Origin of the sequence: Rhodococcus sp. KRD175 (genome assembly GCF_017168275.1) — a bacterium.
In the GTDB taxonomy this organism is placed as follows: domain Bacteria; phylum Actinomycetota; class Actinomycetes; order Mycobacteriales; family Mycobacteriaceae; genus Rhodococcoides; species Rhodococcoides fascians.
On sequence record NZ_JABFAQ010000005.1, the window covers coordinates 410,353 to 431,933 of the forward strand.

The 21,581-nt window shown below is 64.2% G+C and carries 21 protein-coding genes; 14 read left to right on the forward strand and 7 right to left on the reverse strand.

The genetic code is table 11. The features are described from left to right. Positions 1-13: 13 nt before the first annotated feature. Positions 14-1,927: an alpha-amylase family protein gene (locus tag J1M81_RS10085; RefSeq protein ID WP_206497992.1), complete on the reverse strand. Its 1,914-nt coding sequence runs from the start codon at positions 1,925-1,927 to the stop codon at positions 14-16. A 71-nt stretch (positions 1,928-1,998) separates the two neighbouring features. On the opposite strand from J1M81_RS10085, the gene J1M81_RS10090 reads away from it, so the two are divergent. After that, on the forward strand, positions 1,999-2,958 hold the full coding sequence (locus J1M81_RS10090) for an SDR family NAD(P)-dependent oxidoreductase (RefSeq protein ID WP_206497993.1): 960 nt from the start codon (positions 1,999-2,001) through the stop codon (positions 2,956-2,958). Between the two features lie 68 nt (positions 2,959-3,026). Here the strand turns inward: J1M81_RS10090 and J1M81_RS10095 are convergent, their stop codons facing one another. Further along, positions 3,027-4,766 carry a GAF domain-containing protein gene (locus J1M81_RS10095; protein ID WP_206497994.1) on the reverse strand — a complete coding sequence of 580 codons (1,740 nt, stop codon included), beginning with the start codon at positions 4,764-4,766 and terminating at the stop codon, positions 3,027-3,029. Positions 4,767-4,837: 71 nt separating this feature from the next. Here J1M81_RS10095 and J1M81_RS10100 point away from each other — a divergent pair, with 71 nt between their 5' ends. Together J1M81_RS10100 and J1M81_RS10105 are read left to right on the forward strand one after the other, a co-directional pair. Further along, entirely contained in the window at positions 4,838-6,211 is a 1,374-nt protein-coding gene (locus J1M81_RS10100) for an FAD-binding oxidoreductase (RefSeq protein ID WP_206497995.1), read from the forward strand. 35 nt (positions 6,212-6,246) lie between these two features. Beyond that, positions 6,247-6,807, forward strand: coding sequence for a DUF2716 domain-containing protein (locus J1M81_RS10105; protein WP_206497996.1), 561 nt, complete (start codon positions 6,247-6,249; stop codon positions 6,805-6,807). 50 nt (positions 6,808-6,857) lie between these two features. On the opposite strand, the gene J1M81_RS10110 is transcribed toward J1M81_RS10105, so the two are convergent. After that, on the reverse strand, positions 6,858-8,204 hold the full coding sequence (locus J1M81_RS10110) for an MFS transporter (RefSeq protein WP_206497997.1): 1,347 nt from the start codon (positions 8,202-8,204) through the stop codon (positions 6,858-6,860). 170 nt (positions 8,205-8,374) lie between these two features. Between J1M81_RS10110 and J1M81_RS10115 the strand changes: the two genes are divergently transcribed. From J1M81_RS10115 to J1M81_RS26640, 5 genes are all read left to right on the forward strand, one after another. Continuing rightward, positions 8,375-9,142, forward strand: a complete 768-nt coding sequence (locus J1M81_RS10115; RefSeq protein WP_032407297.1) for a metallophosphoesterase — start codon at positions 8,375-8,377, stop codon at positions 9,140-9,142. 4 nt (positions 9,143-9,146) lie between these two features. After that, entirely contained in the window at positions 9,147-10,316 is a 1,170-nt protein-coding gene (locus J1M81_RS10120; RefSeq protein ID WP_032369670.1) for a winged helix DNA-binding domain-containing protein, read from the forward strand. 137 nt (positions 10,317-10,453) lie between these two features. After that, a complete protein-coding gene (locus J1M81_RS10125; protein ID WP_045840718.1) occupies positions 10,454-11,356 on the forward strand; it encodes a glycosyltransferase family 2 protein in 903 nt (300 codons plus the stop codon). 54 nt (positions 11,357-11,410) lie between these two features. Then, positions 11,411-11,788, forward strand: coding sequence for a polysaccharide pyruvyl transferase family protein (locus tag J1M81_RS26635; protein ID WP_257885974.1), 378 nt, complete (start codon positions 11,411-11,413; stop codon positions 11,786-11,788). Then, positions 11,778-12,359: a polysaccharide pyruvyl transferase family protein gene (locus J1M81_RS26640; RefSeq protein ID WP_257885975.1), complete on the forward strand. Its 582-nt coding sequence runs from the start codon at positions 11,778-11,780 to the stop codon at positions 12,357-12,359. Before J1M81_RS26635 ends, J1M81_RS26640 begins: the two co-directional genes overlap by 11 nt. A 25-nt stretch (positions 12,360-12,384) precedes the next feature. Here J1M81_RS26640 and J1M81_RS10135 read toward each other — a convergent pair whose 3' ends face one another. Continuing rightward, a complete protein-coding gene (locus J1M81_RS10135; protein WP_032400248.1) occupies positions 12,385-13,002 on the reverse strand; it encodes a class I SAM-dependent methyltransferase in 618 nt (205 codons plus the stop codon). Positions 13,003-13,356: 354 nt separating this feature from the next. Here J1M81_RS10135 and J1M81_RS10140 point away from each other — a divergent pair, with 354 nt between their 5' ends. Beyond that, positions 13,357-13,608 (forward strand): hypothetical protein, encoded by a 252-nt coding sequence (locus J1M81_RS10140; RefSeq protein ID WP_032400247.1) that lies wholly within the window; start codon positions 13,357-13,359, stop codon positions 13,606-13,608. A 22-nt stretch (positions 13,609-13,630) separates the two neighbouring features. Here the strand turns inward: J1M81_RS10140 and ychF are convergent, their stop codons facing one another. Both ychF and J1M81_RS10150 read right to left on the reverse strand, forming a co-directional pair. Then, positions 13,631-14,710 (reverse strand): redox-regulated ATPase YchF, encoded by a 1,080-nt coding sequence (ychF, locus tag J1M81_RS10145; protein ID WP_027498119.1) that lies wholly within the window; start codon positions 14,708-14,710, stop codon positions 13,631-13,633. An 85-nt stretch (positions 14,711-14,795) separates the two neighbouring features. Further along, the gene (locus tag J1M81_RS10150) at positions 14,796-15,632 is read right to left on the reverse strand and encodes a helix-turn-helix transcriptional regulator (protein ID WP_032400270.1); all 837 of its coding nucleotides are present in this window, start codon (positions 15,630-15,632) and stop codon (positions 14,796-14,798) included. 102 nt (positions 15,633-15,734) lie between these two features. Between J1M81_RS10150 and J1M81_RS10155 the strand changes: the two genes are divergently transcribed. Next, positions 15,735-16,505: an SDR family NAD(P)-dependent oxidoreductase gene (locus tag J1M81_RS10155; RefSeq protein WP_032400246.1), complete on the forward strand. Its 771-nt coding sequence runs from the start codon at positions 15,735-15,737 to the stop codon at positions 16,503-16,505. Between the two features lie 22 nt (positions 16,506-16,527). On the opposite strand, the gene J1M81_RS10160 is transcribed toward J1M81_RS10155, so the two are convergent. Beyond that, a complete protein-coding gene (locus J1M81_RS10160; RefSeq protein ID WP_052057009.1) occupies positions 16,528-16,830 on the reverse strand; it encodes a CD225/dispanin family protein in 303 nt (100 codons plus the stop codon). A 194-nt stretch (positions 16,831-17,024) separates the two neighbouring features. Between J1M81_RS10160 and J1M81_RS10165 the strand changes: the two genes are divergently transcribed. The 4 genes from J1M81_RS10165 to J1M81_RS10180 all read left to right on the forward strand — a co-directional run bounded on the left by J1M81_RS10165 (position 17,025) and on the right by J1M81_RS10180 (position 21,542). Next, the gene (locus J1M81_RS10165) at positions 17,025-19,298 is read left to right on the forward strand and encodes a carbon starvation CstA family protein (protein WP_206497998.1); all 2,274 of its coding nucleotides are present in this window, start codon (positions 17,025-17,027) and stop codon (positions 19,296-19,298) included. Next, positions 19,299-19,469, forward strand: a complete 171-nt coding sequence (locus J1M81_RS10170) for a YbdD/YjiX family protein (RefSeq protein WP_072692145.1) — start codon at positions 19,299-19,301, stop codon at positions 19,467-19,469. A 112-nt stretch (positions 19,470-19,581) separates the two neighbouring features. Further along, positions 19,582-21,048 (forward strand): AlkA N-terminal domain-containing protein, encoded by a 1,467-nt coding sequence (locus J1M81_RS10175; protein WP_206497999.1) that lies wholly within the window; start codon positions 19,582-19,584, stop codon positions 21,046-21,048. Next, positions 21,048-21,542 (forward strand): methylated-DNA--[protein]-cysteine S-methyltransferase, encoded by a 495-nt coding sequence (locus J1M81_RS10180; RefSeq protein ID WP_204879500.1) that lies wholly within the window; start codon positions 21,048-21,050, stop codon positions 21,540-21,542. The genes J1M81_RS10175 and J1M81_RS10180 overlap by 1 nt, the downstream gene beginning before the upstream one ends. The last annotated feature ends 39 nt before the right edge of the window (positions 21,543-21,581 follow it).

Here is a 21,581-nt window from a genome sequence, read left to right on the forward strand (position 1 = left end):
GGTAATGCGTCCTCTAGCGCGACGGGCTGTCGACGATCCACCAGGCCGCGTACGGCGGCAGCCATACCGATCCGTTGTCGTCGACCGCCAGGTCGTGCTGCGAGAGCACCTCGGTGGGGGCCGGGATGCCGAGCTCGATCAACTGCGCATGGGGGAACGGGCGGTGCTGAGATGTGACGTTGTAGAGCCCCACCAGGGTGCCGCTGGGATGACGTCTGCGCACCACGAGCAGGCCGTCGTCGGATTCGGTCTGGACGTCGACCGGTGCCTCGGCGTGCAACATCGGTAGACCGGAGCGCACCTTCGCGATGCGAGCGATGCCGTCGAACACTCGTTGGGCGTCGCTCCCCTGCTGGAATCGGCCGGCGCGGTCGGCGTCGGTGACGCGGGGTCGATGCACCCACCTGTTGTCCTCGGCATGAGCTGGTTCGTCTGCCCAGTTCGGGTCTCCCGGGGAGCCGAGCTCGTCACCGCTCCACACGACGGGAATGCCGCCCCATCCGGCAATGATGGCGTGCGACAGAAAGATTCGCCCGAACGCGCCGTCGGGATCCAGGCGGGCCGGGCCCAGACCGGTGAGCGCGGCTGCGGTTCCACTGATCCGGCGATCCCCGGTGTCCGGATTGTACTGGAACACAAGCCCTTCGGCCCAGGAACCGTCGAACTCGCCGGAGTACCAGTCGGCCAGAAAATGCCGATGGCCTGCACCCGACAGTCCGAGCGACGCCGCGTCACCGTCGTCGATGGCCCAGCCGATGTCGTCGTGGCATCGCACGTAGGTCACCCAGGTGCCACTCGGTGGTGTGGGCGGTAACGACGCCAGGGCGTGACGCGCCAAAGCCGTACTGCCCGTGGCCAACATCGACCAGACCTGCACCATCAGCGAGTTGTGGTAAGCGATGTCCGATACTCGCCCGGTGTGTCTGCCCTGCCCCAGATACGGCAACAGATCGCGTGGGCCGACGATTGCTTCGGCCTTGAAGAGCGTTGCCGGAGCGGCAAGGCGAGCGGTCGCTCGGAGAGCCTGGGTGATCGCATGCACTTCGGGCTGGTTCTGGCAATTGGTGCCGAGCCGCTTCCACAGAAATGCGATCGCATCGAGGCGGAGCACTTCCACCCCGAGATTGGCCAGGTGCAGCACGATGCTCGCGAACTCCTCCAGCACAGCCGGATTGGCCCAGTTCAGATCCCACTGCCACTCGTTGAACGTGGTCCACACCCACTCGCCGAGTTCGTCGTCGAACGTGAAGCTGCCCGGCGCGAAGTCCGGAAATACCTCGGGGAGGGTGCGCTCGTAGGAATTCGGGGTCGTCCGATCGGGGTAGATCAAGAAATAGTCGCGGTACACGGGATCGCCGGCTCGCGCCTTGACAGCCCATTCATGTTCGCGAGCAACGTGATTGAGGACCAGGTCGACCACCATGCTGATACCACGTCCGCGCAAAGTCTCGGCGAGAGTACGCAGATCCTCGTTGGTGCCCAGATCTTCTCGCACCGCGCGATAGTCCATCACTGCGTAGCCGCCGTCGTTGTCGCCCGGCCGCGGTCGAAGCAACGGCATCAGATGCAGGTAGGTGACACCCAGATCGGTCAGATGATCCAGTCGTTCACCGACTCCGCGCAGCGTCTCGCCGTAACGGTCCACATAGCAGGCGTAGCCGAACATGTCCGGCTGCTGAAACCAATCGGGTTCGAGCAGTCGACGCTGATCGAGTCTGTGCAGATCCTCGGACCGTTCCGCGTACGCACGGGCGGCGATCTCCACGAGCGTGGCAGCCACTGCATCAGGCTCGGGGTAGACAGCCGTGACGGCGTCGTGCAGATCGGGAAACCACTGTTCGAGGCGGAGCTCGAACGTCTCGCGTCGATGGGCGGGCAGTTCCGCGAGGATGTCGCGGGTGACGTCTGAGACCGTGGTGTGCGCCATGGACTCATCATGGCATCGAGCAGTCGCTGCCGACGCGCATACATCCCGACTCCCCGGGGTACTGCCGCAGCATGTCATTGCTGAGCCGCACGGTGGACACGATTCTCGACAGAGCCGTCGTTCCCGGCTACTCCCGAATCGGTGCCACGGTGCGTCGGCGATTCTGGGCCGCCGATCCGTTACCGTTCGCCTCCCCCATCGACATGGTGGTGACCGGCGCATCCTCGGGGTTGGGAGCAGCTACCGCGAAGCAGCTCGCCCGCCTCGGAGCGCGGGTGCACCTGGTCGGACGATCGGCCGAGCGACTCGACGCCGCCGCTGGTGCCATCCGAACCGAAGTGCCCGACGCCTCTCTCGTGGTGCGTGAGTGCGATGTCAGCGATCTCGATTCGGTGGCGGCCCTGATCGCGGCGTTGGCGTCCGAACTGACATCGGTGCATGCACTCGTACATTGCGCCGGGGTGATGCCCGATTCACGACGACTCTCCGCGCAGGGTCACGAATCCGCTTTCGCCACGCACGTTCTCGGACCGGTCGCGCTGACGGTGGGACTGAGAGAATTGTTCGACGCCGGATCGCGGGTGGTGTTCGTATCGAGCGGCGGCATGTATGCGGTGCCGCTGCAGAACCCGGACTTCGAGTACGAGAACGGCAAGTACTCCGGCATGACGGCGTACGCCAGAACGAAACGAATGCAGGTGGTGGTGGCCGAGCAACTGGCCGAGCGCTTTTCGCTCGAGGACGATCCGGTGGTGCACAGCATGCACCCGGGCTGGGCGTCCACGCCGGGCGTCACCGGCTCTATGCCACTGTTCGATTCGGTGATGAAGCCCATTCTGCGCAGCGCCGACGACGGTGCCGACACCATCGTCTGGCTCGTGGCCGCCGATCCCGCGTTGACCAGCACCGGCACATTCTGGCACGACCGAGCGCCGCGGCCGACGCACTATCCCTCCTGGCGCGGAGATTCCGCGCGGGTGCGAGATGCATTGTGGGCGAATGTGGTCGAGGCAACGGGAATCGAGATCTGATCGCTTCCCAGCCCGGGCTCTAGCCGCTTGCGCCCAGCCTGGCCCCGATCCGAAGAGCCCGATCGACGTCACAGACCCAGCAGGTCGGCCGATCTGCGCAGCCGCATCAGGACCTGAAGATCGAGAGCATTGTCCGGGTCGCGCCAGTGCGTTCCGATCAGGCGGTCGATCGCGTCGAGTCGTTGATAGAGCGTGTTGACATGCACCCCGAGAGCCGACGCGGTTGCCGAATGATGGCGTCCACGCGCCAGATAGGTCGAGAGTGTCTCCATCAGCGGAACCCCGCGCTTGTTCTGCTCGGCCAACAGCGGACCCAACTTTTCCTGCGTGAGTTCGTCGAGATGTTCACGCGCCAAGTGGCTGAGCAGAATTCGATAGATTCCCAGCCCCCGCGCCGAACATGCTTCCCCCTCGCGGCCGAGGGTGACCAACACGTCGACGGTCTGCCGAGCTTCCCGATAGCCCTTTGCCAGCGCCTCGGGTCCGGTGCTCGGCTCAGAGATTCCGACGGTGGTGCCGGCGAGGAACATCGGTGTGACCGTCGCCGAATCGTGCGCGGGCACCACCACGATCAGGCTCGAACCTTGCTCCGCGACAACAGATCCTGCCGGAAATCGGCCGAGCTTCGTTCTCGACGCACCCTGCACGACGGCTACACAGTAAGACGTGTCGGGGGCAAGTCCGGCCAAATGGAGTTGTCGCCGTTCGGCATCCGGAGTGGACGCCGGGTGCGAGAGCAGGTCCACCAGGAACGCATCTTGGGCGCGCCGCGCGGAATCGGCGGCGGCCCGCTCCTCGGCGAGTGACAGGGCCACTGCAGGCGCGGCTCGATCGAGCAGCAGACGCGTCCTGGCATCGTCCGTTCCGATCGAGATCAGCGCGCCGAGGAATTGACCGGCTGCTGCCACCCGATGAGCCGTCATCGACGGCGTCGACACGGTGTCCTTGCCGTCGCCACACATGCGTAGCAGTTCGTCGACCTCCGCCGAGTGGACCGCCAGTGCCGCGGGAACCGCAGCGGCATCCGGAACGAAGTACGCCGGACGCTCGGTCAATACAGCAATCTCGCGCACCAGTGTTCGTACGCCGCCGCCGCGCAGGACCACCTGGGTCAACGTTCGGTCCCACTGCAGTGTCTGTTCGAGTTCGGCTGTGCGTTCGGATAATTCGGCATTCAGCGTCTCGAGTCGGTCGATGGTCCGTACGTTCTCGATGGCGATGGCCGCGTGCGCCGCCAGTGCCGAGAGCAGGGCGATCTCACTGTCTGCGAAGTCGCGTTCCTGGCGCTTGCATGCAAACAGTGCGCCGATCACTCGATCGCCCACCCGCAACGGCACGCCGAGCAGACCGCGCATGTTCTCCGAGCGGGCCGCGCTGTCCGCACCGGTGATGTGCTGGAACGCCGGCTCGCTCTGGTAGTCGGGGGTCCACGACGGCGACGCACTGCGCACGATGAGTCCGACGAGCCCTGCGTCCTGTTCGAGCCGAAGACCGACGAGCCTAGGAGTCAGGGCTCCGCTGGTGACGTCGATGACGAACTCGTCTCCCTGTACGGACCCCATGTAGGCGAGGTCGACGCCGAGAAGCCTGCGTGCCTGGTCGACGACCTCTTGGAGAAGAGCACGGTTGTCTCGCACCGTCGTCAGTCGCACGGCGATGTCGTTGAGTGCCGCCAACTCCGTGCTGCGTTGACGTCGCTGATCCAGCAGGGCGCGTAGCCGCAGAGCTGCGTGCGCCTCGGCACCTGGAAATGCCTTCCGGTGCTCCTCGAGACGATCGATCGACGCGTCGTCAAGCAGAAGTTCCATCCATGACTTCTCCGCGGACATAGAGAGAACCTACATTGGCGGAGACCCAGCTCACAGCTAGAGTCGAGAACATGACGCTCGTCGAACAACTGTCCGAGGCCTTGCCCACCGATCGCATAGTGGTCGACCCGGACGTCATCGCCTCCTACCAGCACGACGAGGCGGAGTGGGCCCCGTATTCGCTGCCCGTTGCCGTCGTGCGGCCCCGGACCGCCGAGGAGGTGCAGACCGTCGTTCGAGCCTGTCTTGCCCACGGAACGCCGATCGTCACCCGCGGGGCGGGTACCGGTTTGTCCGGCGGAGCCAACGCCACCGAAGGCTGCGTCGTGCTCGCACTCGACGGGATGGACACAATCAAGGAGATCGACGCACTCGAGCGTTATGCCGTCGTCGAACCCGGAGTCGTCAACGATCACCTGAGAGCAGCCGTCGCAGAGCAGGGCCTGTGGTATCCGCCGGATCCAGCCAGTGCGCCGTGGTCGACGATCGGCGGCAACGTGGCCACCAACGCCGGTGGGCTGTGCTGCGTCAAATACGGCGTCACCCGCGACTACGTCATGGGAATGCAGATCGTCACCGGTACCGGAGAATTGGTACGACTCGGGCGTAAGACCGCGAAAGGCGTTGCCGGCTACGACCTTGCGGGTCTGATGGTCGGATCGGAGGGCACCCTCGGCATCATCACCGAGGTGACCCTCAAGCTGCGACCGCTGCAGGACCCGCAGCGGACCGTTGCTGGTTACTTCGACAGCATCGTCGATGCCGGACGTGCCGTGGCCGCAGTGGCCGCCGCCGGATTGACGCCGTCCGCGCTCGAGCTGATCGACAAGCAGTGCCTCATCGCTGTCGACGCCTGGAAGAACATGGGGTTGTCCGTCGAGGCAAATGTGGTGTTGCTCGGGCGGATCGACGATCCGGGGCTCATCGGAGACCAGCAGGCCGAGAAGATGCTGACGTGCTTCGACGAGGCCGGAGCCACCTGGTCTGCGGTATCGACCGATCAGGAGGAGGCCGACGCCCTGTTCTCTGCTCGGCGGTTGGCGTATCCCGCGATGGAGCGACTCGGACCGGTATTGACCGAGGACGTCTGTGTGCCGAAGAAGCATGTGCCCGAGATGCTGTCGCGTATCGAACAGATCGGACTGCGATACGAGACGACGATCGCCAACATCGCCCATGCGGGCGACGGAAACCTGCATCCGTTGCTCATCACCCCGCACGACGACATCCCGGCGCGCGAGCGCGCGCAGGCTGCCTTCGCCGAGATCATCGACGCTGCACTGGAACTCGGAGGCACTGTCACCGGCGAACACGGCGTGGGACTGCTCAAGATGGACGGACTGGCACAGGAGCTGGACCCAGTTGTGCTGGACATGCACCGCGCAGTGAAAAAAGCACTCGATCCGCACGGAATCCTGAACCCGGGCAAGGTATTCGCACCCTGAGATCGCAGCCTCCCAAGCCCTGGGACGATGGACCTATGACTAGCAAGCTGACCATGGACTTCCGCTCTGCGTTGCCCATCGGGTGGACCGAACTCGACCGAAGCGTGACATCGGAGCATTGGTCGCTGTTCGACAAAAAGTTCGAGTTTCGGCCCGGGACCACACCTGACTCGTGGCCGGCCATTGCTGAGCCTGCCCCGTCGATGACATTCGACCTCGACGCAGACACCGTACGCACGATGGCCTCATGGTCTGCGAGAGTCGACGCAGTCAATGCGGAAGCCCTGCGCTGCTTCGTCACCGAATTTGCGGATGACCCCACGTTTGTGGTCCTGGACTGGCAACACCCCTGCTACAGCTTCGATGCCCAAGCGCACGCCGATGCGGCCGAGAACGGCGAGTGGCGGGTACCCGTCTATCCGGACGGCGACTACTACATCTTCGCCCGCGACGAATTCACCGAGGGGACCTTCGGCCACCCGTGGGAACGCACCTTGTGTGTCTTCGGAACCCGCATGGTCGCCACCCTCGGGCGCACCTTGGCGACGTGGCTCCCCACGATCCGGGTCGACGGGCGACGGGTCGCGGATCGATAGCCGATTCGCTCGGCGTCGAGACGAGTTGCCGTCCCGGATCCCCTCGGTCGTCAGTGCGAGACCGGTGCCCCCATATCACTGCTGGTGCTGTCGTCCACCGTGCGACGGTGCAGCGCCAGCACCAACCCGACGGCCACCATCATGACGCCGCCTACGACCCACAAACCCGCCTTCGCGTTCCCGGTGGCGTCGAGTAGCCAGCCCGTCACGTACGGCGCGCCGAAGCCGGACAGGTTGCCCACCGAATTGATGATCGCGATGCCCGCGGCCGCGCCTGCGCCGGTGAGGAATGCACTGGGCAGGTACCAGAACACCGGCAGCGCGCAGAACACTCCGACTGCGTTGACCGTCACGGCGATCATCGTGGTGAACGGCGAATCCATGTACAGCGCAAATGGTATGGAGACCGCGCCGATCAACGTGGGGATCGCGACATGCCAGGTGCGCTCACCCGTCCGGTCCGAATGCCTGCTCCACAACACCATGGCGAGGGCACCCACCGCGAACGGAACCGCGACGATCAGCCCAGTTGTCACGAGGGAGAAGTTGGTATCGAACGTCTTCTTGAAACCGGCGACGATGCTGGGTAGGAAGAAGCTCAGCGAATACAGGCCGTAGGTGATCCCGAAGTACACCAGTCCGAGCATCCATACCCGTGCGTCGGTGAGAGCCCGCTTGACCGAGCCGGTGACGTGCGCGCTCTTCGACGACCCCTCGGACTCCAATTCCGCTGTCAGCCAATTCTTCTCGTCGTCGTCCAGCCATGTGGCCTGTGACGGCCGATCGGTCAGGTAGAACCAGGTGATCACACCGAGAACGATTGCGGGCAGGCCCTCGAACAAGAACATCACGCGCCAACCGGAGAGTCCGAACAGTCCGTCCCAGTACTGAATGATGGCACTCGACAGAGGCGCACCCAGTGCCGAGGAGACCGGCAGTGCCAGCATGAACAGGCCCATCAGTCGAACTCGGTACGCGCGAGGGAACCACATCGTCATGTACAGCAGAACACCGGGGAAGAAGCCCGCTTCGGCGATGCCGAGAACGATGCGGAGTCCGTATAGCCAGCCCGCTGTGGGTACGAATGCCATGGCGGCGGCCACGATTCCCCACGAGACCATGATGCGTGCAATCCAGCGGCGCGCGCCGAACTTGTGCAGGGCCAGGTTGCTCGGCACCTCGAACAGCAAATAGCCGATGAAGAACAGCCCGGACGCCAATCCGAACATCGTCTCGGTCAGCCCCAGCTCGTCGCTCATGGTCAGCTTGGCGAGACCGATGTTGGTGCGATCGAGATAGTTGACGAAGTAGGCCACCCCGAGGAACGGAATGATGCGTCGAGCGACCTTCTTGACCACCCTGGTTTCGATCTCGGGCTTCGTCGTGACTGCAGGCATGGGCTCGGCTTTCCATCGAACGGAAGTGACTTGGACCACACTAGGGACCCATCAGGCAGGGGTCTATGGAGAAATCACCCATCGGAGACGGAGATCCGAGGGCGAAGTCTCCAACGCTCGACGAGGGTTGCCGTGTTGCAGTCGAATGCCCACGCTGCGATCCTGTGCTTGTGCGAGTAGCTCTCATTGCCGATATTCACGGCAACATCGCGGCGCTCGACGCCGTCCTCGAAGACATCGAACGGCAATGCGTCGACTCCGTGGTGAACCTCGGCGATCTGCTCTCCGGCGGACTGCATCCGCGCCGAACTGCGGATCGATTGATGGCACTGGGTTTCCCCACCATCGCCGGCAATCATGATCGCTACCTCCTCGAGCAGGAGCCCGATTCCATGGGCAGTTGGGATCGGCATGCCCACGATCGACTCGACGACGAGCATCGACGTTGGCTGGGTTCGCTCCCGTTCTCGCTGGAGCTGGGCAACGGAATCCTCGCAGTACACGGAACACCCACCGATGATCAGCAGTACTTCCTGCACTCGGTGTACCCTCACGGCTCTCGCGAGGCAACCGAGGTCGAAATCATCGAAAGGGCAGCAGGTTTCACGGACCGATCTGTCATCGCCTGCGGCCACACCCACCTGCAACGCCACTGGACTCTCCCCAGCGGCACGCTCGTAGTCAATCCGGGCAGCGTCGGCGCGCCCGCATACGACGACGATCAGCCCTACCCCCACGTCATGGAATCGGGGTCTCCACACGCCCGATACGCAGTGCTCGACGATCACGGCACAGGCAGCTGGACGGTGTCGTTCGAGCGCGTCGAGTACGACCACGTCGGAGCCGCCGACGATGCCCGCGCGCACGGAATGGCCGATATCGCCGACGCGCTTCTCACCGGTTTCGTCGGTCCTGCTCCCCGCGAGCAGTCACACTGAGCCCGTGAAGATCACCGACGCCCAGCGGCGACAGCGGCTCGTCGCGCAGCACTTGTCCGACGCCCCGAGCGCCGAATCCGTGGTGTCGTCGTTGCTCGCGCTGCATGCCACCGATCCGGCTACGGTGTATCTTTCCGTGCTGGCACGCGCCCGCTCGCTGGGATTGTCGGACGTTCGTGACGCGATGTACGAACGCCGTAGCTTGGTTCGCTTGATGGCGATGCGTCGCACGATGTTCGTCGTCGCGCACGACGACGTTCCGATGATCCACGCTGCCGCCAGCCTCGGAGTTGCCCGCACGATGCGAACCCGGTTGATCAAGCAGGTGTCGACGCTGCCGACCGAACCGGTGATCGACGACGTCGAATCCTGGCTCGCAGCAACCGAAGCCGAGACCGATTCCGTCTTGCGCTCGATGGGCACGGCGACCGGGGCGGAGCTGTCCGCAGCAGTACCCGGACTCAAGACCGCTCTGCTGCCGACCACGGACAAGGTGTACGACGTCAAACGCTATGTCACCTCCGAAGTCTTGGTGATGATGGCCGCGGAGGGGAAGCTGGTGCGGGTCGAGCCGCGCGGCGCGTGGACGTCGCGCCGACATGCCTGGGCACCGATCGATCAGTGGTGGCCCAACGGGATTCCCGAGTTGGACGAGACTTCCGCCCGAGCCGACGTGGCCCGGCGCTGGCTCGACGTGTTCGGACCGGCGACCTTGGACGACCTGCAATGGTGGACAGGATGGAACAAGACGCAGACCCGTGGGGCGGTCGCCGAACTCGACACCGTGGCCGTCGAACTGGCCGAGGGTGACGGAATCATGTTGACCGACACAGTGTTCCAGGATTCCCCGCCTCGGGCGATGCTGCTTCCCGCCCTGGACCCCACGCCGATGGGGTGGAAGCACCGACATTGGTATCTCGGCGAACACAAGGCCCCACTGTTCGATACCTTCGGAAATATCGGTCCGACCATCTGGTGGGAGGGACGCATCGTCGGCGGATGGGCCGTGGATTCCACCGGTTCGGTCGTCACGGAATTACTCGAGGACGTCGGGTCTGCGGTATCGAAAGAGGTTGCAGCAGAGGCCGGTCGGATCACCGCCCTGCTCGACGGTACCGCGGTGGTCCCGTCGTTTCCGACGCCGTTGGAGAAGAGACTGCGCGGAAAGTCGTAGCCACATCGGTCCGAGGTGACAGTCGGACTGTGTGTGTAAATGGCGGTGCCACACAACCCTTCGAGTTGCGTGATCCCCACTCCTACGGTTGGGATGCCTAACCAAACAGCACCCGGATTTCGTTGTAGGGTCACAACGTGCGTATCAGTCTGGTTTCCATCGTCCTCCCCGTGTACAACGGTTTGCCCGAACTGAACGAGCAGCTCCACGCGCTCGCTGCGCAGGACTACACAGGCGATGTCGAGCTCATCGTCAGCGACAACGGCTCGACCGACGGCCTCCGCTCACATCTCGAAGAATTGCCTCTACCTCTGTCGATGCGCATCGTCGACGCCTCCGCGAAGCGTGGCGTCTCCTACGCCCGCAACGTCGGCGTGGAAGCCGCGCGGGGCGACATCATCGCCTTCGTCGACCACGACGACGTCGCTTCTCCGACGTGGCTGACTGCCATGGTGCGCGCACTCGACAGCTACGACGCCGTGGGCGGCGCAATCGAACACGATTCCCTCAATCCGCCCGAGGTGACGGCGTGGCGAGACAACCCGCCGAACGGCACCCTGTTTCCCACCGCCTACCTGCCGTATGCCCCGGGAAGCAATTTCGCGCTGTGGAGGCGAGTCTTCGACGAGGTCGGAGGCTTCGACGAAGACCTCGTGGGCGGTGCCGAAGACGTCGACTACTCGTGGAGGCTTCAGCAAGCAGGATTCACTCTCGGACATGCCGCGGATGCGTCGGTCGCCTACCGCATCAGAACTACGGTTCGTCGATCGTTCTTGCAAGGCCGCGCGTACGGACGCACGTCGTACCAACTGTCGACCAAGCACCGTGCTGCGGGCTGCCCTCATCCGTCGTCCCTTGCCCGGATTCCCGCGCACACTGCGGCGATCTTGTATCTCGCGACAATTCGCAATCCGTGGTTGCCGAAGGTACTACGACCGATGCCCAGCGGTCTGTGGGCCCACTACATCGGAATCCACTACGGCGCACTGCGGATTCGAGTGGCCGCGCTCGGCCGCGGCCTGCGACGGAGTCCCCGATGACATACGAGATTGTCGACGCGATACGCGAAGAGACCATGGCCGTCCTGCGGCAACATGCCAAACCCGGAGATCGGGTGGCTCACTTGGACTTTCCGAATCACTTCAAATGCCGGTGACTCGCTCATCTACGCCGGTGAGGTCGAGTACCTGAAGCAGTTGAACGTGCACGTCGACTACGTGTCCGATCCGTTCACCCACAACAACGATCTGCTCGAACAACGAGTCGGTGATGGGACCCTGTTTCTGCAGGGCGGAGGAAATTTCGGTGACCGCTGGCCGATGGACCAGAAATTTCGTGAAGGAATCGTTTCGCGGTTTCCTCGCAACAAGATCGTGTGCCTTCCCCAAAGCATCGACTACTCCGACGCCGACGCCATGCACAGGACCGCGGCCCTCTACGCACAACATTCAGACCACCCTCATGCTGCGTGAACAGCGTTCGTACGAGCTGGCGCTCGCCCATTTCCCGAACAACCGCGTCGAATACTGCCCGGACATGGCGTTCGGTGCCGAGATCGCGCACAGCGCCGAAGGCTCTGCAGTGGACGTCGTGAAACTCGTGCGCGACGATTCCGAAAGCCTCGGTCATGCTTCGGTGAACGTCGACGCGTCGTCCGTCCAATACGACTGGGGTCTGCACGGAAGGGATCTGGCGATTTCGACGGTGGTGACGCTGCCGACCCGAATCGCATACAACTTCCCCAAAGCAAATCGTTTGCTGTACCCCGCTCTCGTTCGCTCGTACGAGCAGACAGCGAAGCTCAACCTCCGTGTGGCGCAGCGCATTCTGAATCTCGCGCCCGTCGTGCTCACCGATCGGCTGCATGCGGCCGTATTGGCCGCGATGATGGGCAAGCGCGTCGTGGCGATGGACAACGCGAACAGGAAAGTATCCGGCATCTACGACGCCTACCGACACCGGTTCGACAACGTTCAATTCGCAGCGACACCCGACGCCGCCGCCGACATGGTTCGGCAGGCCGTGTCCGACAGTCGACGATGAACAGTGGTCGACACCCCGTCCGTTTTCAGAAGGGGTAACGACCCTCGGCCCAGGCACGCGCGGCGGGAGGAGTGACCGCGTCGACGGGTTCGCCGTCGCGAAAGTAGTTGGTGTGCAGGATTCGACCCGCGTCGACTGCCTCTTGCCAGGCCTGCGTCGGACCTTCGCCGAACCAGAGCCACGGCGTGATGTCGTCCATGATGACGACCGATTCCGGGGTGGCGAGCGCACGAAGATCGTCGAGGTCTGCGCGGGCACCTTCCACAGAATGGTCACCGTCGATGAAGATTACATCGAAGCGCGCGTCCGGGTGTTGCTCGGCATAAGCCTTGATGTTGGTGTGCGAATCTCCCTGGATCAGGGTGTGTCGGCCCGGGAAGTGTTCGTCGACATGGGCTTTCGCGGCATCGCTGTACGCGTATGCGGCCAGATCGAAGGATACGACGGTCACGTCGGGAGAAGCCTCGAGGAACGCCCAACTCGAGAAGCCCGCATTGAACCCGACCTCGCAGATCGACTTCGTGCCGGGCCTCGCGGCCAATGCGGACAGGTATCCGAGTTCCGACTCGTCGGCTCCACGCTCGAAAGGCTCCCCCGCTGTGGCGGTTCGATGCACCAACGACTCGAGGTATTCCAGGCCCATCCATGTCCTCCTGTTCGACTGCTTAGGAGCGTAGCCGACGGTCGATCGTGCGCGCAGACGACAACTGTCACCTGGCCGACACCGATGTCTGTAGCGTTCGCACCAAATGACTTTCCGTTCGTGGAATTGCCATCGCGGGCTTGGCAATCGGAGTGATCGAACTGCTCGCGGTCGCTACTGTCGTATACGGTTTCGGATCTCTCACGCCAAAGCACGCCAGCATCCGTCGAAACACTTGTTCCGTACTCCTTACCGGCGACCGCACTCTTCACGGTTCCTCCCACTACGGAGCCACCGACTCCGGTCGAGACCACTGCGGACGCGACCGAGGCCCCCTGGGCCTCACTGCCCGAGGTGGACGGACCATGCGATCCGGGCGTCGACAATCACGGAACCTCCGCCGATGGCACGTTCCTGAAGTGCACCTATGCAGGGTCGACTCGCGCGCATTGGGTGCAGTCGGTACCGATCGTCGACGGCAATGCGGAGCCAGGGTCGGAATGCGACCCCGCAGCGAGAGGGATTGCGGTCTCGCCGGACGGATTCGACATGTTCTGGGTCTCCGACGGCGCGAACGGTGGCGGCTATTGGTCACCCGGACCGTAGGCGATCTGCGGATCGACGGCCGTCAGACGTTGAAGCGGAACTCCACCACGTCGCCGTCGGACATCACGTAGTCCTTGCCCTCGATGCGCACCTTGCCAGCAGCCTTGGCCGAGGCCATCGAACCTGCGGCGACGAGGTCGTCGAAGGAGACGATTTCGGCCTTGATGAAGCCGCGCTCGAAGTCGGTGTGAATGACGCCTGCGGCCTGGGGCGCGGTGTCGCCCTGGTGAATTGTCCACGCGCGAGCCTCTTTCGGGCCTGCGGTGAGGTAGGTCTGCAAGCCCAGAGTGTGGAAGCCGGCGCGCGCCAACGCGTCGAGACCGGGCTCGGTCTGACCGACGGATTCGAGCAACTCGGCTGCCGACTCCTTGTCGAGTTCGAGCAATTCCGACTCGATCTTCGCATCGAGGAACACCGCATCGGCAGGTGCGACCAGTCGAGCGAGTTCACCGATCTTGGCGTCGTCGGTCAGCACCGACTCGTCGGCGTTGAAGACGTACAGGAACGGCTTGGTGGTGAGCAGCTGGAATTCACCGAGCAGCTCGAAGTCGAGCTTGGCCTTCGCCGAGAACAGCGTCTTGCCGTCGTTCAGAACGGCCTGCGCGGCCAGAGCCGCATCGAGCGCCGGCTTGCGGTCCTTCTTGATCCGCACCTCTTTCTCGAGGCGCGGGATCGCCTTCTCGAGAGTCTGCAGATCGGCGATCGCGAGTTCGGTCTCGATGACCTCGATATCCGCGGTCGGGTCGACGCGACCATCGACGTGGACCACGTCGTCGTCGGCGAAGACGCGAACGACCTGACAGATGGCGTCGGCCTCACGGATGTTGGCGAGGAACTTGTTGCCCAGGCCTGCGCCCTCGGACGCACCCTTGACGATGCCGGCGATGTCGACGAACGACACCAGCGCGGGCACGAGCTTCTCCGAACCGAACACCTCGGCCAGCTTCTCGAGCCGGGGATCCGGCAGCGCGACCACGCCGACGTTGGGCTCGATAGTCGCGAACGGATAGTTCGCGGCCAGCACATCGTTGTTGGTCAGTGCATTGAAGAGGGTGGACTTGCCGACGTTGGGCAGTCCGACGATTCCGAGGGTGAGGCTCACGGTCTATGGAGTCTACTTTGACAACACGGCCAGCTCGGACAGTGCCCGGCCAGCGTCTGCTCGACGGCGTGATCTGCCATGCCGGTCACGTGGTGATCGCCGAATTCGGGTCCCAGCTCGCGAGGATCGGCAGGACGTGTGCCGTACTGGAATCCTCCTCGACCGTGTAGACGATCAGACTTTGATCCTGCGCGCTCGGCGAGGTCAGAAACTCGATTCCGAATTGCAGGGTGCCCGCCGCCGGATGCTGAATGATCTTGGTTGCACCTGCGAATTCGGCGACCTCGTGATCGCTCCACCATTGCTCGAAACACGGCTCGGACGAACGCAATTCGTCGATCAGCGCATTCAACTCCGAATCCCCTGACCGTCGGGCAAGCTCGCGGCGCAGTGCCGCAACCGAGGCCGCCGCGAACTGCGACCAATTGACGATTCGCTCGCGCGCGATGGGATTGCGGAACAAATAGTGGAACAGCGAATCCTCTGCGGACGACTGCAGACTCAACACCGCACGAACCAGCGCATTGCTGGCCAGGATGGTTCCCGAGCGCCCGAGCAGTAACACCGGCACGTGATCGAGCGCCCGCATCACCTGGAGTAATCCCGGATCCGGTCGCTCCGGGGCGCTGCCGACCGGCACAGCCGGAGATGCGAGATCGAGCAGATGCGCGGACTCCACCCGGTCGAGTTTCAACGCCCGAGCAATTGCCCGCAGCACCTCGGGTGAGACGTTGGCCTGGCGACCCTGTTCGAGCTTGCTGTAGTAATCCGGACTCACTCCGGCCAGCGCTGCGAGCTCTTCTCGCCGCAGGCCCGGGACCCGTCGCGCACCGGGATAGGTCGGTACTCCCGCCTCGGCTGGAGTGATGCGGTCGCGTCGATCACGCAGAAACGCGCTCAGCGCCGACCTGTCGTTGTTCACGAAATCCACAGTAGCCACGCGAGCGATCGCCAACCTGGTCATGACAGACCTAGGTCGAACGACGCCTGGTCCGCCCGATTCCGCGACCGTAGACATGGCGTCATGACATCTTCCAGTTCCACACAACTCCATGGACGCACCGCCGTCGTCACCGGATCGACCAGTGGAATCGGTGCGGCCATCGCGCTCACCCTCGCCGCCCAGGGGGCATCGGTGGTCGTCAGCGGCCGCGACGCCGAGCGCGGCAAAGCCCTGGCGGCCCGCATCTCGGAAGCCGGCGGCACAGCGGCATTCGTCGACGTCGATCTCTCGGGCAGCTACGACGAACTTCGTGAGTTCGCCGCCCGCACTACCGACGCCCTCGGCGGCCGCGTCGACATTCTCGTCAACAACGCCGGTATCTATCCGGCCACCGCGACAGCCGATCTTCCCGACGACCAGCTCGACGCCATGCTCGCCGTCAACGTCCGAGCACCGCACGTGCTCGTCGGTGAGCTCGCACCGGCCATGGCCGAGCGCGGCAGGGGAGTCATCGTGAACATCGGGTCGTGGATGGCCACGATGGGCAGTCCGTTCGCTGCGATGTACTCCGCCACCAAAGCCGCCGACGAGCAGCTCACTCGCAGTTGGGCCGCCGAGTTCGGCCCACGCGGTGTGCGAGTGAACGCCCTCGCGCCCGGAGCCACTCTGACTCCGGGCAACGAGGATGCACGCCAGGTCCTCGACGCCATGACGGCCGGAACCCCGGCAGGCACGGTGCTGTCACCGCAGAACATTGCCGACGGTGTGCTGTTCCTGGTCTCGGACGATGCCGCAATGGTCCACGGAACCACGCTCTACGTCGACGGCGGTATTTCGGTCACCCGCGGGTGATCAGCACACCGCCGTCGACCCGTCACATGTTCGAGACGACCAAGCCGATGAACGCCAGGTAGAGAACGATGAAGACGCCGAAGATGATGAGGGACAGCTTGCCGAAGAACGCCGCGCGCTGCGACGAGTACTGCGCGCCCTGGACATCGCCCATCGACCACAGAGGATGGACTTTCAACGCGTGATTGAACGCGGGGATGGCCAGTGGCCAGAAGAAGATGACTGCCACCACTGCCCACCCTGCGTTCGACGCGGGCAGCACGGGCGCGAAGGGCTGCGCCGCGGGAAAGGTCTGCTGATGAGTTTGCTCGTACGGTCCCGACATGTGGTGTTCCCCCCGAATGAATGAAGTAATGACACCCGGTACGACGCAGCCCAGGACCATCCGGTTCCAGGCTGCCGCCACTCGGCGCACACGAGTGACCGCCGGGCGCACCGCGAAGTGTCGATTCGAGGACGTGCAAGTGCGTCACGCATAGGGTGATCGCAGTCACACCTGCGACCATGGAGACCCCACACATGTCACTGAAAGCGGCCGACGATCCACACGTCGAATTGCTGAAGACAGACCCCGACCTACCACCTGTCGGAGTCGTCGATTCCCATCCCATGACGCCGATCAAGCGTCTGATGCTCGTCGTGATCGGCATGCTCGGCGGCGTCGCCTGGACGATCATCGCCATCGTCCGCGGCGAGAATCCCAACGCAGTCTGGTTCGTCATCGCCGCGGTATGTACCTACATCTTCGCGTTTCGCTTCTACGCCAGGCTGATCGAACGCAAGATCGTCTTTCCTCGCGACGACCGAGCCACGCCCGCCGAGATCTTGGAGAACGGCAAGGACTACATGCCGACGGACCGTCGGGTGCTGTTCGGCCATCACTTCGCCGCAATCGCGGGAGCGGGCCCCCTCGTCGGACCGGTTCTGGCTGCCCAGATGGGCTACCTGCCCGGCACCATGTGGATCATCATCGGCGTCGTGTTCGCCGGGGCCGTCCAGGATTTCCTGGTGCTGTGGATCTCGACGCGCCGCAACGGCCGCAGCCTCGGCCAGATGGCCCGTGACGAACTCGGAGTAATCGGCGGAACCGCCGCGCTGATCGCGGTGTTCGTCATCATGATCATCCTGATCGCGGTTCTTGCTCTCGTCGTCGTCAACGCGCTCGCCGAAAGTCCGTGGGGCGTGTTCTCCATCGCGCTGACAATCCCCATCGCCCTGTTCATGGGTGTGTATCTGCGCTACCTGCGGCCGGGCAACGTCACCGAGGTCTCGCTCATCGGCGTCGTGCTGCTGCTGCTCGCTATCGTGGCCGGCGGCTGGGTCGCCGAAACTGAATGGGGCACAGACTGGTTCACGCTCTCCAAAGTGACGGTCGCCTGGCTGCTCATCGGCTACGGTCTGCTGGCCTGCATCCTGCCGGTGTGGCTGCTGCTCGCCCCGCGCGACTATCTTTCGACGTTCATGAAGGTCGGCACCATCGCGCTGCTGGCCGTCGGCATTCTCATCGCGCGCCCCGAGATTCAGATGCCCGCGATGACCACCTTCGCCACCGAGGGCAACGGACCGGCATTCGCAGGATCGCTGTTCCCGTTCTTGTTCATCACCATCGCCTGCGGCGCGCTTTCGGGTTTCCACGCTCTGATCTCCTCCGGCACCACGCCGAAGTTGCTCGAGAAGGAGAAGCAGATGCGCATGATCGGCTACGGCGGCATGCTCACCGAGTCGTTCGTCGCCATCATGGCGCTCATCACCGCCTGCGTTCTCGATCAGCACATCTACTTCGCGCTGAACGCACCGGCGACGCTGACCGGCGGTACTCCCGAGACCGCGGCGGAGTACGTCAACGGTTTGGGATTGAGCGGCGGAGACATCTCGGCCGGCGAATTGAGCCAGGCCGCAGCCGATGTGGGCGAGGAGTCGATCATCTCCCGTACCGGCGGCGCTCCGACGCTGGCGTTCGGTATGTCCGAGGTTCTGCATCAGGTGTTCGGCGGCGAATCGCTCAAGTCGTTCTGGTACCACTTCGCGATCATGTTCGAGGCACTGTTCATCCTCACCACGGTCGATGCCGGCACCCGCGTCGCACGCTTCATGCTCTCCGACAGCATCGGCAACCTGCCCGGAGCCTCGGCCAAGAAGTTCAAGGACCCGTCGTGGCGTCCCGGAGCATGGATCTGCTCGCTGATCGTCGTCGCAGCCTGGGGCGCAATCCTTCTCATGGGAGTCACCGACCCGCTCGGCGGCATCAACACCCTGTTCCCGCTGTTCGGTATCGCCAATCAGTTGCTCGCCGCCATCGCCCTGACGGTGGTCATGGTGATCGTCGTCAAACGAGGTCTGTACAAATGGGCGTGGATCCCTGGCATTCCACTTGCCTGGGACCTCATCGTCACGATGACGGCCTCGTACCAGAAGATCTTCTCCTCCACCCCGGCCATCGGTTACTGGACGCAGCATTCTCAGTTCCGTGACGCGAAGGAGCAGGGCCTGAGCAGCTTCGGCAGCGCGAAGACCCCCGAGGCCATCGACGCGGTCATTCGCAATACGTTCATCCAGGGCACGCTGTCGATCATCTTCGCGGTACTCGTCCTGGTCGTCGTCATCGCCGGAGTCATCGTGTGCGTCAGAGCCGTTCGCGGTGCTGATCTGCCGGACAACGAGGAGCCGGAGGTGCCGTCGAAGATCTTCGGTCCCGCCGGATTCGTCCTCACCCCCGCCGAGAAGCAGATTCAGGCCGAGTGGGACGAACTGATCGATGCGGGCACCGTTCGACGCCCCGGGTCGGCGCACTAGATGCGCGGGCTGTGGTGGTGGATCACCTCGGTGATGGGTGATCACGATTACGACCGCTACGTCGCGCATCTGGCCCGGCACCACCCGGGCCAGGAGCCACCGACCGTGCGGCAGTACTGGAAAGACCGGCACGCGGAGGCGGACCGAAATCCGGGAGCTCGCTGCTGTTAGGGCTTCGCCGTCGTGCGCGTTTTGCGCCCCTCCAGGTACGCAAAACGCGCACGACCGCAGCCGCGTCCGATTTCCGCTAGCACTGGCGGGATCGCGCTGACACAGTAGGAGCATGAGCAGCGAACGGCAGGTGCAAGAACTGGACTTCGATCGGTGTTATCGCGCGGTCTCCTCACGTGACGCACGGTTCGACGGCCAGTTCTTCACCGCCGTCTCCACCACCGGCATCTACTGCCGACCCTCCTGCCCGGCGCGCACCCCCAAGCCCGGCAACGTCTCGTTTTTGGCCACGGCAGCAGCGGCCCAACAATCCGGCTACCGCGCCTGCCGCCGTTGCCAGCCCGACGCCACCCCCGGTTCCCCACGATGGAACATCCACTCGGATCTCAGTTCTCGTGCGATGCGGCTGATCTCCGACGGAGCCGTCGAGCGCGGGGGCGTGGACGGCCTCGCCAGCACCCTCGGCTACTCGAGCCGCCAACTGACTCGCGTTCTGACGGCAGAAGTGGGTGCCGGGCCGCTCGCGTTGGCTCGCGCCCATCGCGCGCATACCGCCCGCACGTTGATCCAGACCACGGACATGTCGATGGCCGACATCGCCTTCGCCGCCGGCTTCTCGAGCGTCCGCCAGTTCAACGACACCGTCAAAGAGGTCTTCGCCGTCGATCCGACGACCCTGCGGCGAGAAGCGCACCGCTCGGCCGTACCTACTGCGGGTGGCACCGTCACGTTGCAACTGCCCTACCGCGCGCCGCTGGACCGCGGCTGGGTCGAGTGGTTCCTGCGAGGCCATGTGGTCGAGGGCATCGAATCGTTTTCCGACGACGGCGAATACGTGCGTTCACTGCAGTTACCGCACGCTGCCGGACTGGTGGCACTGCGCATCATGGACGGATTCGTCAGCGCCGCACTGACTTTGCAGGACATGCGCGATCTCGCTCCCGCCGTGGCCAGGATCCGACACCTGCTCGATCTCGACGCCGATCCACTTGCCGTCGACGAGGCCCTACGCGTCGACCCCCAGCTCGCGCCGAGCGTCGACGCCCATCCGGGTATCAGGGCACTCGGGGTCGTCGACGGGGCGGAGATGTTGCTGCGCACCGTCATCGGGCAACAGATCTCGCTGAAGGCTGCGGCGACCCACACCGCCAGGCTCGTCGACGCGCTCGGGGCACCACTGGATTTCGGCGACGGAGGCGTCGGACGGCTGTTCCCCGACGCTGCCGTCATCGCCGAACGCGGCCACGAGGTCCTCACCGGCCCGGCGGCTCGGGTCCAGACCGTCATCCGCGTCGCCGACGCCATCGCGTCGGGAACGGTGACATTGCACCCCGCGCGGGAGGGTCCCGATCTGGAACGAGAACTGCTCGCGCTGAAGGGAATCGGGCCGTGGACGGCCCGCTATGTCGTCATGCGAATGCTGGGCGACCCCGACGTTCTGCTCGACACCGATCTCGTTGTCCGCCAAGGCGCGCAGGCGCTGGACATTTCTTTGAAGAACTCCCAACGCTGGGCACCGTGGCGTTCGTACGTCTCGATGCACCTGTGGATCACCGCACTGGAAAGAAGGCAGGCATGATGGCCACCTCCGCAACGCAGGACACCCCTATCGGTCCGTTCACCACGATCGTCGACGCCGATCAGCGCGTGCTGGCGTCGGGCTGGACCGCCAATGTCGAGGAACTCCGAGTGTTGATCCATCCGACGTTGCGACCCACCGATGTCCGCTCGGCCACCGACCTCGGTGCCGTCACCGCAGCTGTCGACTCCTACCACCGCGGCGACGTCGACCGCATCGACGACATCGACGTCGCACAACGATCGGGCGAATTCCTGATGCACGCCTGGGACGTGCTGCGCACTGTCGAACCCGGAGCGCCGGTGACGTACTCCGCGTTCGCGGAACTGTCCGGACGGCCGACGGCGATTCGCGGTGCCGCGTCGGCGTGCGCGCGCAATGCCGCCGCCCTGTTCGTACCGTGCCACCGAGTGGTTCGGATCGGCGGTGCGCTCGGTGGATTCCGTTGGGGACTGCCGACGAAGAAGTGGCTGTTGGCCCACGAGGCGCTCTGACCGACACCGCGTCGGAGTGGGACGTTAAGGTTCTTCACG

Bases quoted from the DNA above. Each gene is read 5' to 3' on its own strand.
- J1M81_RS10155 (WP_032400246.1), top strand. From the start codon at position 15,735: ATGACATCTTCCAGTTCCACACAACTCCATGGACGCACCGCCGTCGTC.
- J1M81_RS10110 (WP_206497997.1), bottom strand. From the start codon at position 8,204: ATGCCTGCAGTCACGACGAAGCCCGAGATCGAAACCAGGGTGGTCAAG.
- J1M81_RS10100 (WP_206497995.1), top strand. From the start codon at position 4,838: ATGACGCTCGTCGAACAACTGTCCGAGGCCTTGCCCACCGATCGCATA.
- J1M81_RS10165 (WP_206497998.1), top strand. From the start codon at position 17,025: ATGTCACTGAAAGCGGCCGACGATCCACACGTCGAATTGCTGAAGACA.
- J1M81_RS10085 (WP_206497992.1), bottom strand. From the start codon at position 1,927: ATGGCGCACACCACGGTCTCAGACGTCACCCGCGACATCCTCGCGGAA.
- J1M81_RS10105 (WP_206497996.1), top strand. From the start codon at position 6,247: ATGACTAGCAAGCTGACCATGGACTTCCGCTCTGCGTTGCCCATCGGG.
- J1M81_RS10180 (WP_204879500.1), top strand. From the start codon at position 21,048: ATGGCCACCTCCGCAACGCAGGACACCCCTATCGGTCCGTTCACCACG.
- J1M81_RS10095 (WP_206497994.1), bottom strand. From the start codon at position 4,766: ATGGAACTTCTGCTTGACGACGCGTCGATCGATCGTCTCGAGGAGCAC.
- J1M81_RS10160 (WP_052057009.1), bottom strand. From the start codon at position 16,830: ATGTCGGGACCGTACGAGCAAACTCATCAGCAGACCTTTCCCGCGGCG.
- J1M81_RS10170 (WP_072692145.1), top strand. From the start codon at position 19,299: ATGCGCGGGCTGTGGTGGTGGATCACCTCGGTGATGGGTGATCACGAT.
- J1M81_RS10090 (WP_206497993.1), top strand. From the start codon at position 1,999: ATGTCATTGCTGAGCCGCACGGTGGACACGATTCTCGACAGAGCCGTC.
- J1M81_RS26640 (WP_257885975.1), top strand. From the start codon at position 11,778: ATGCTGCGTGAACAGCGTTCGTACGAGCTGGCGCTCGCCCATTTCCCG.
- J1M81_RS26635 (WP_257885974.1), top strand. From the start codon at position 11,411: ATGCCAAACCCGGAGATCGGGTGGCTCACTTGGACTTTCCGAATCACT.
- J1M81_RS10175 (WP_206497999.1), top strand. From the start codon at position 19,582: ATGAGCAGCGAACGGCAGGTGCAAGAACTGGACTTCGATCGGTGTTAT.
- J1M81_RS10135 (WP_032400248.1), bottom strand. From the start codon at position 13,002: ATGGGCCTGGAATACCTCGAGTCGTTGGTGCATCGAACCGCCACAGCG.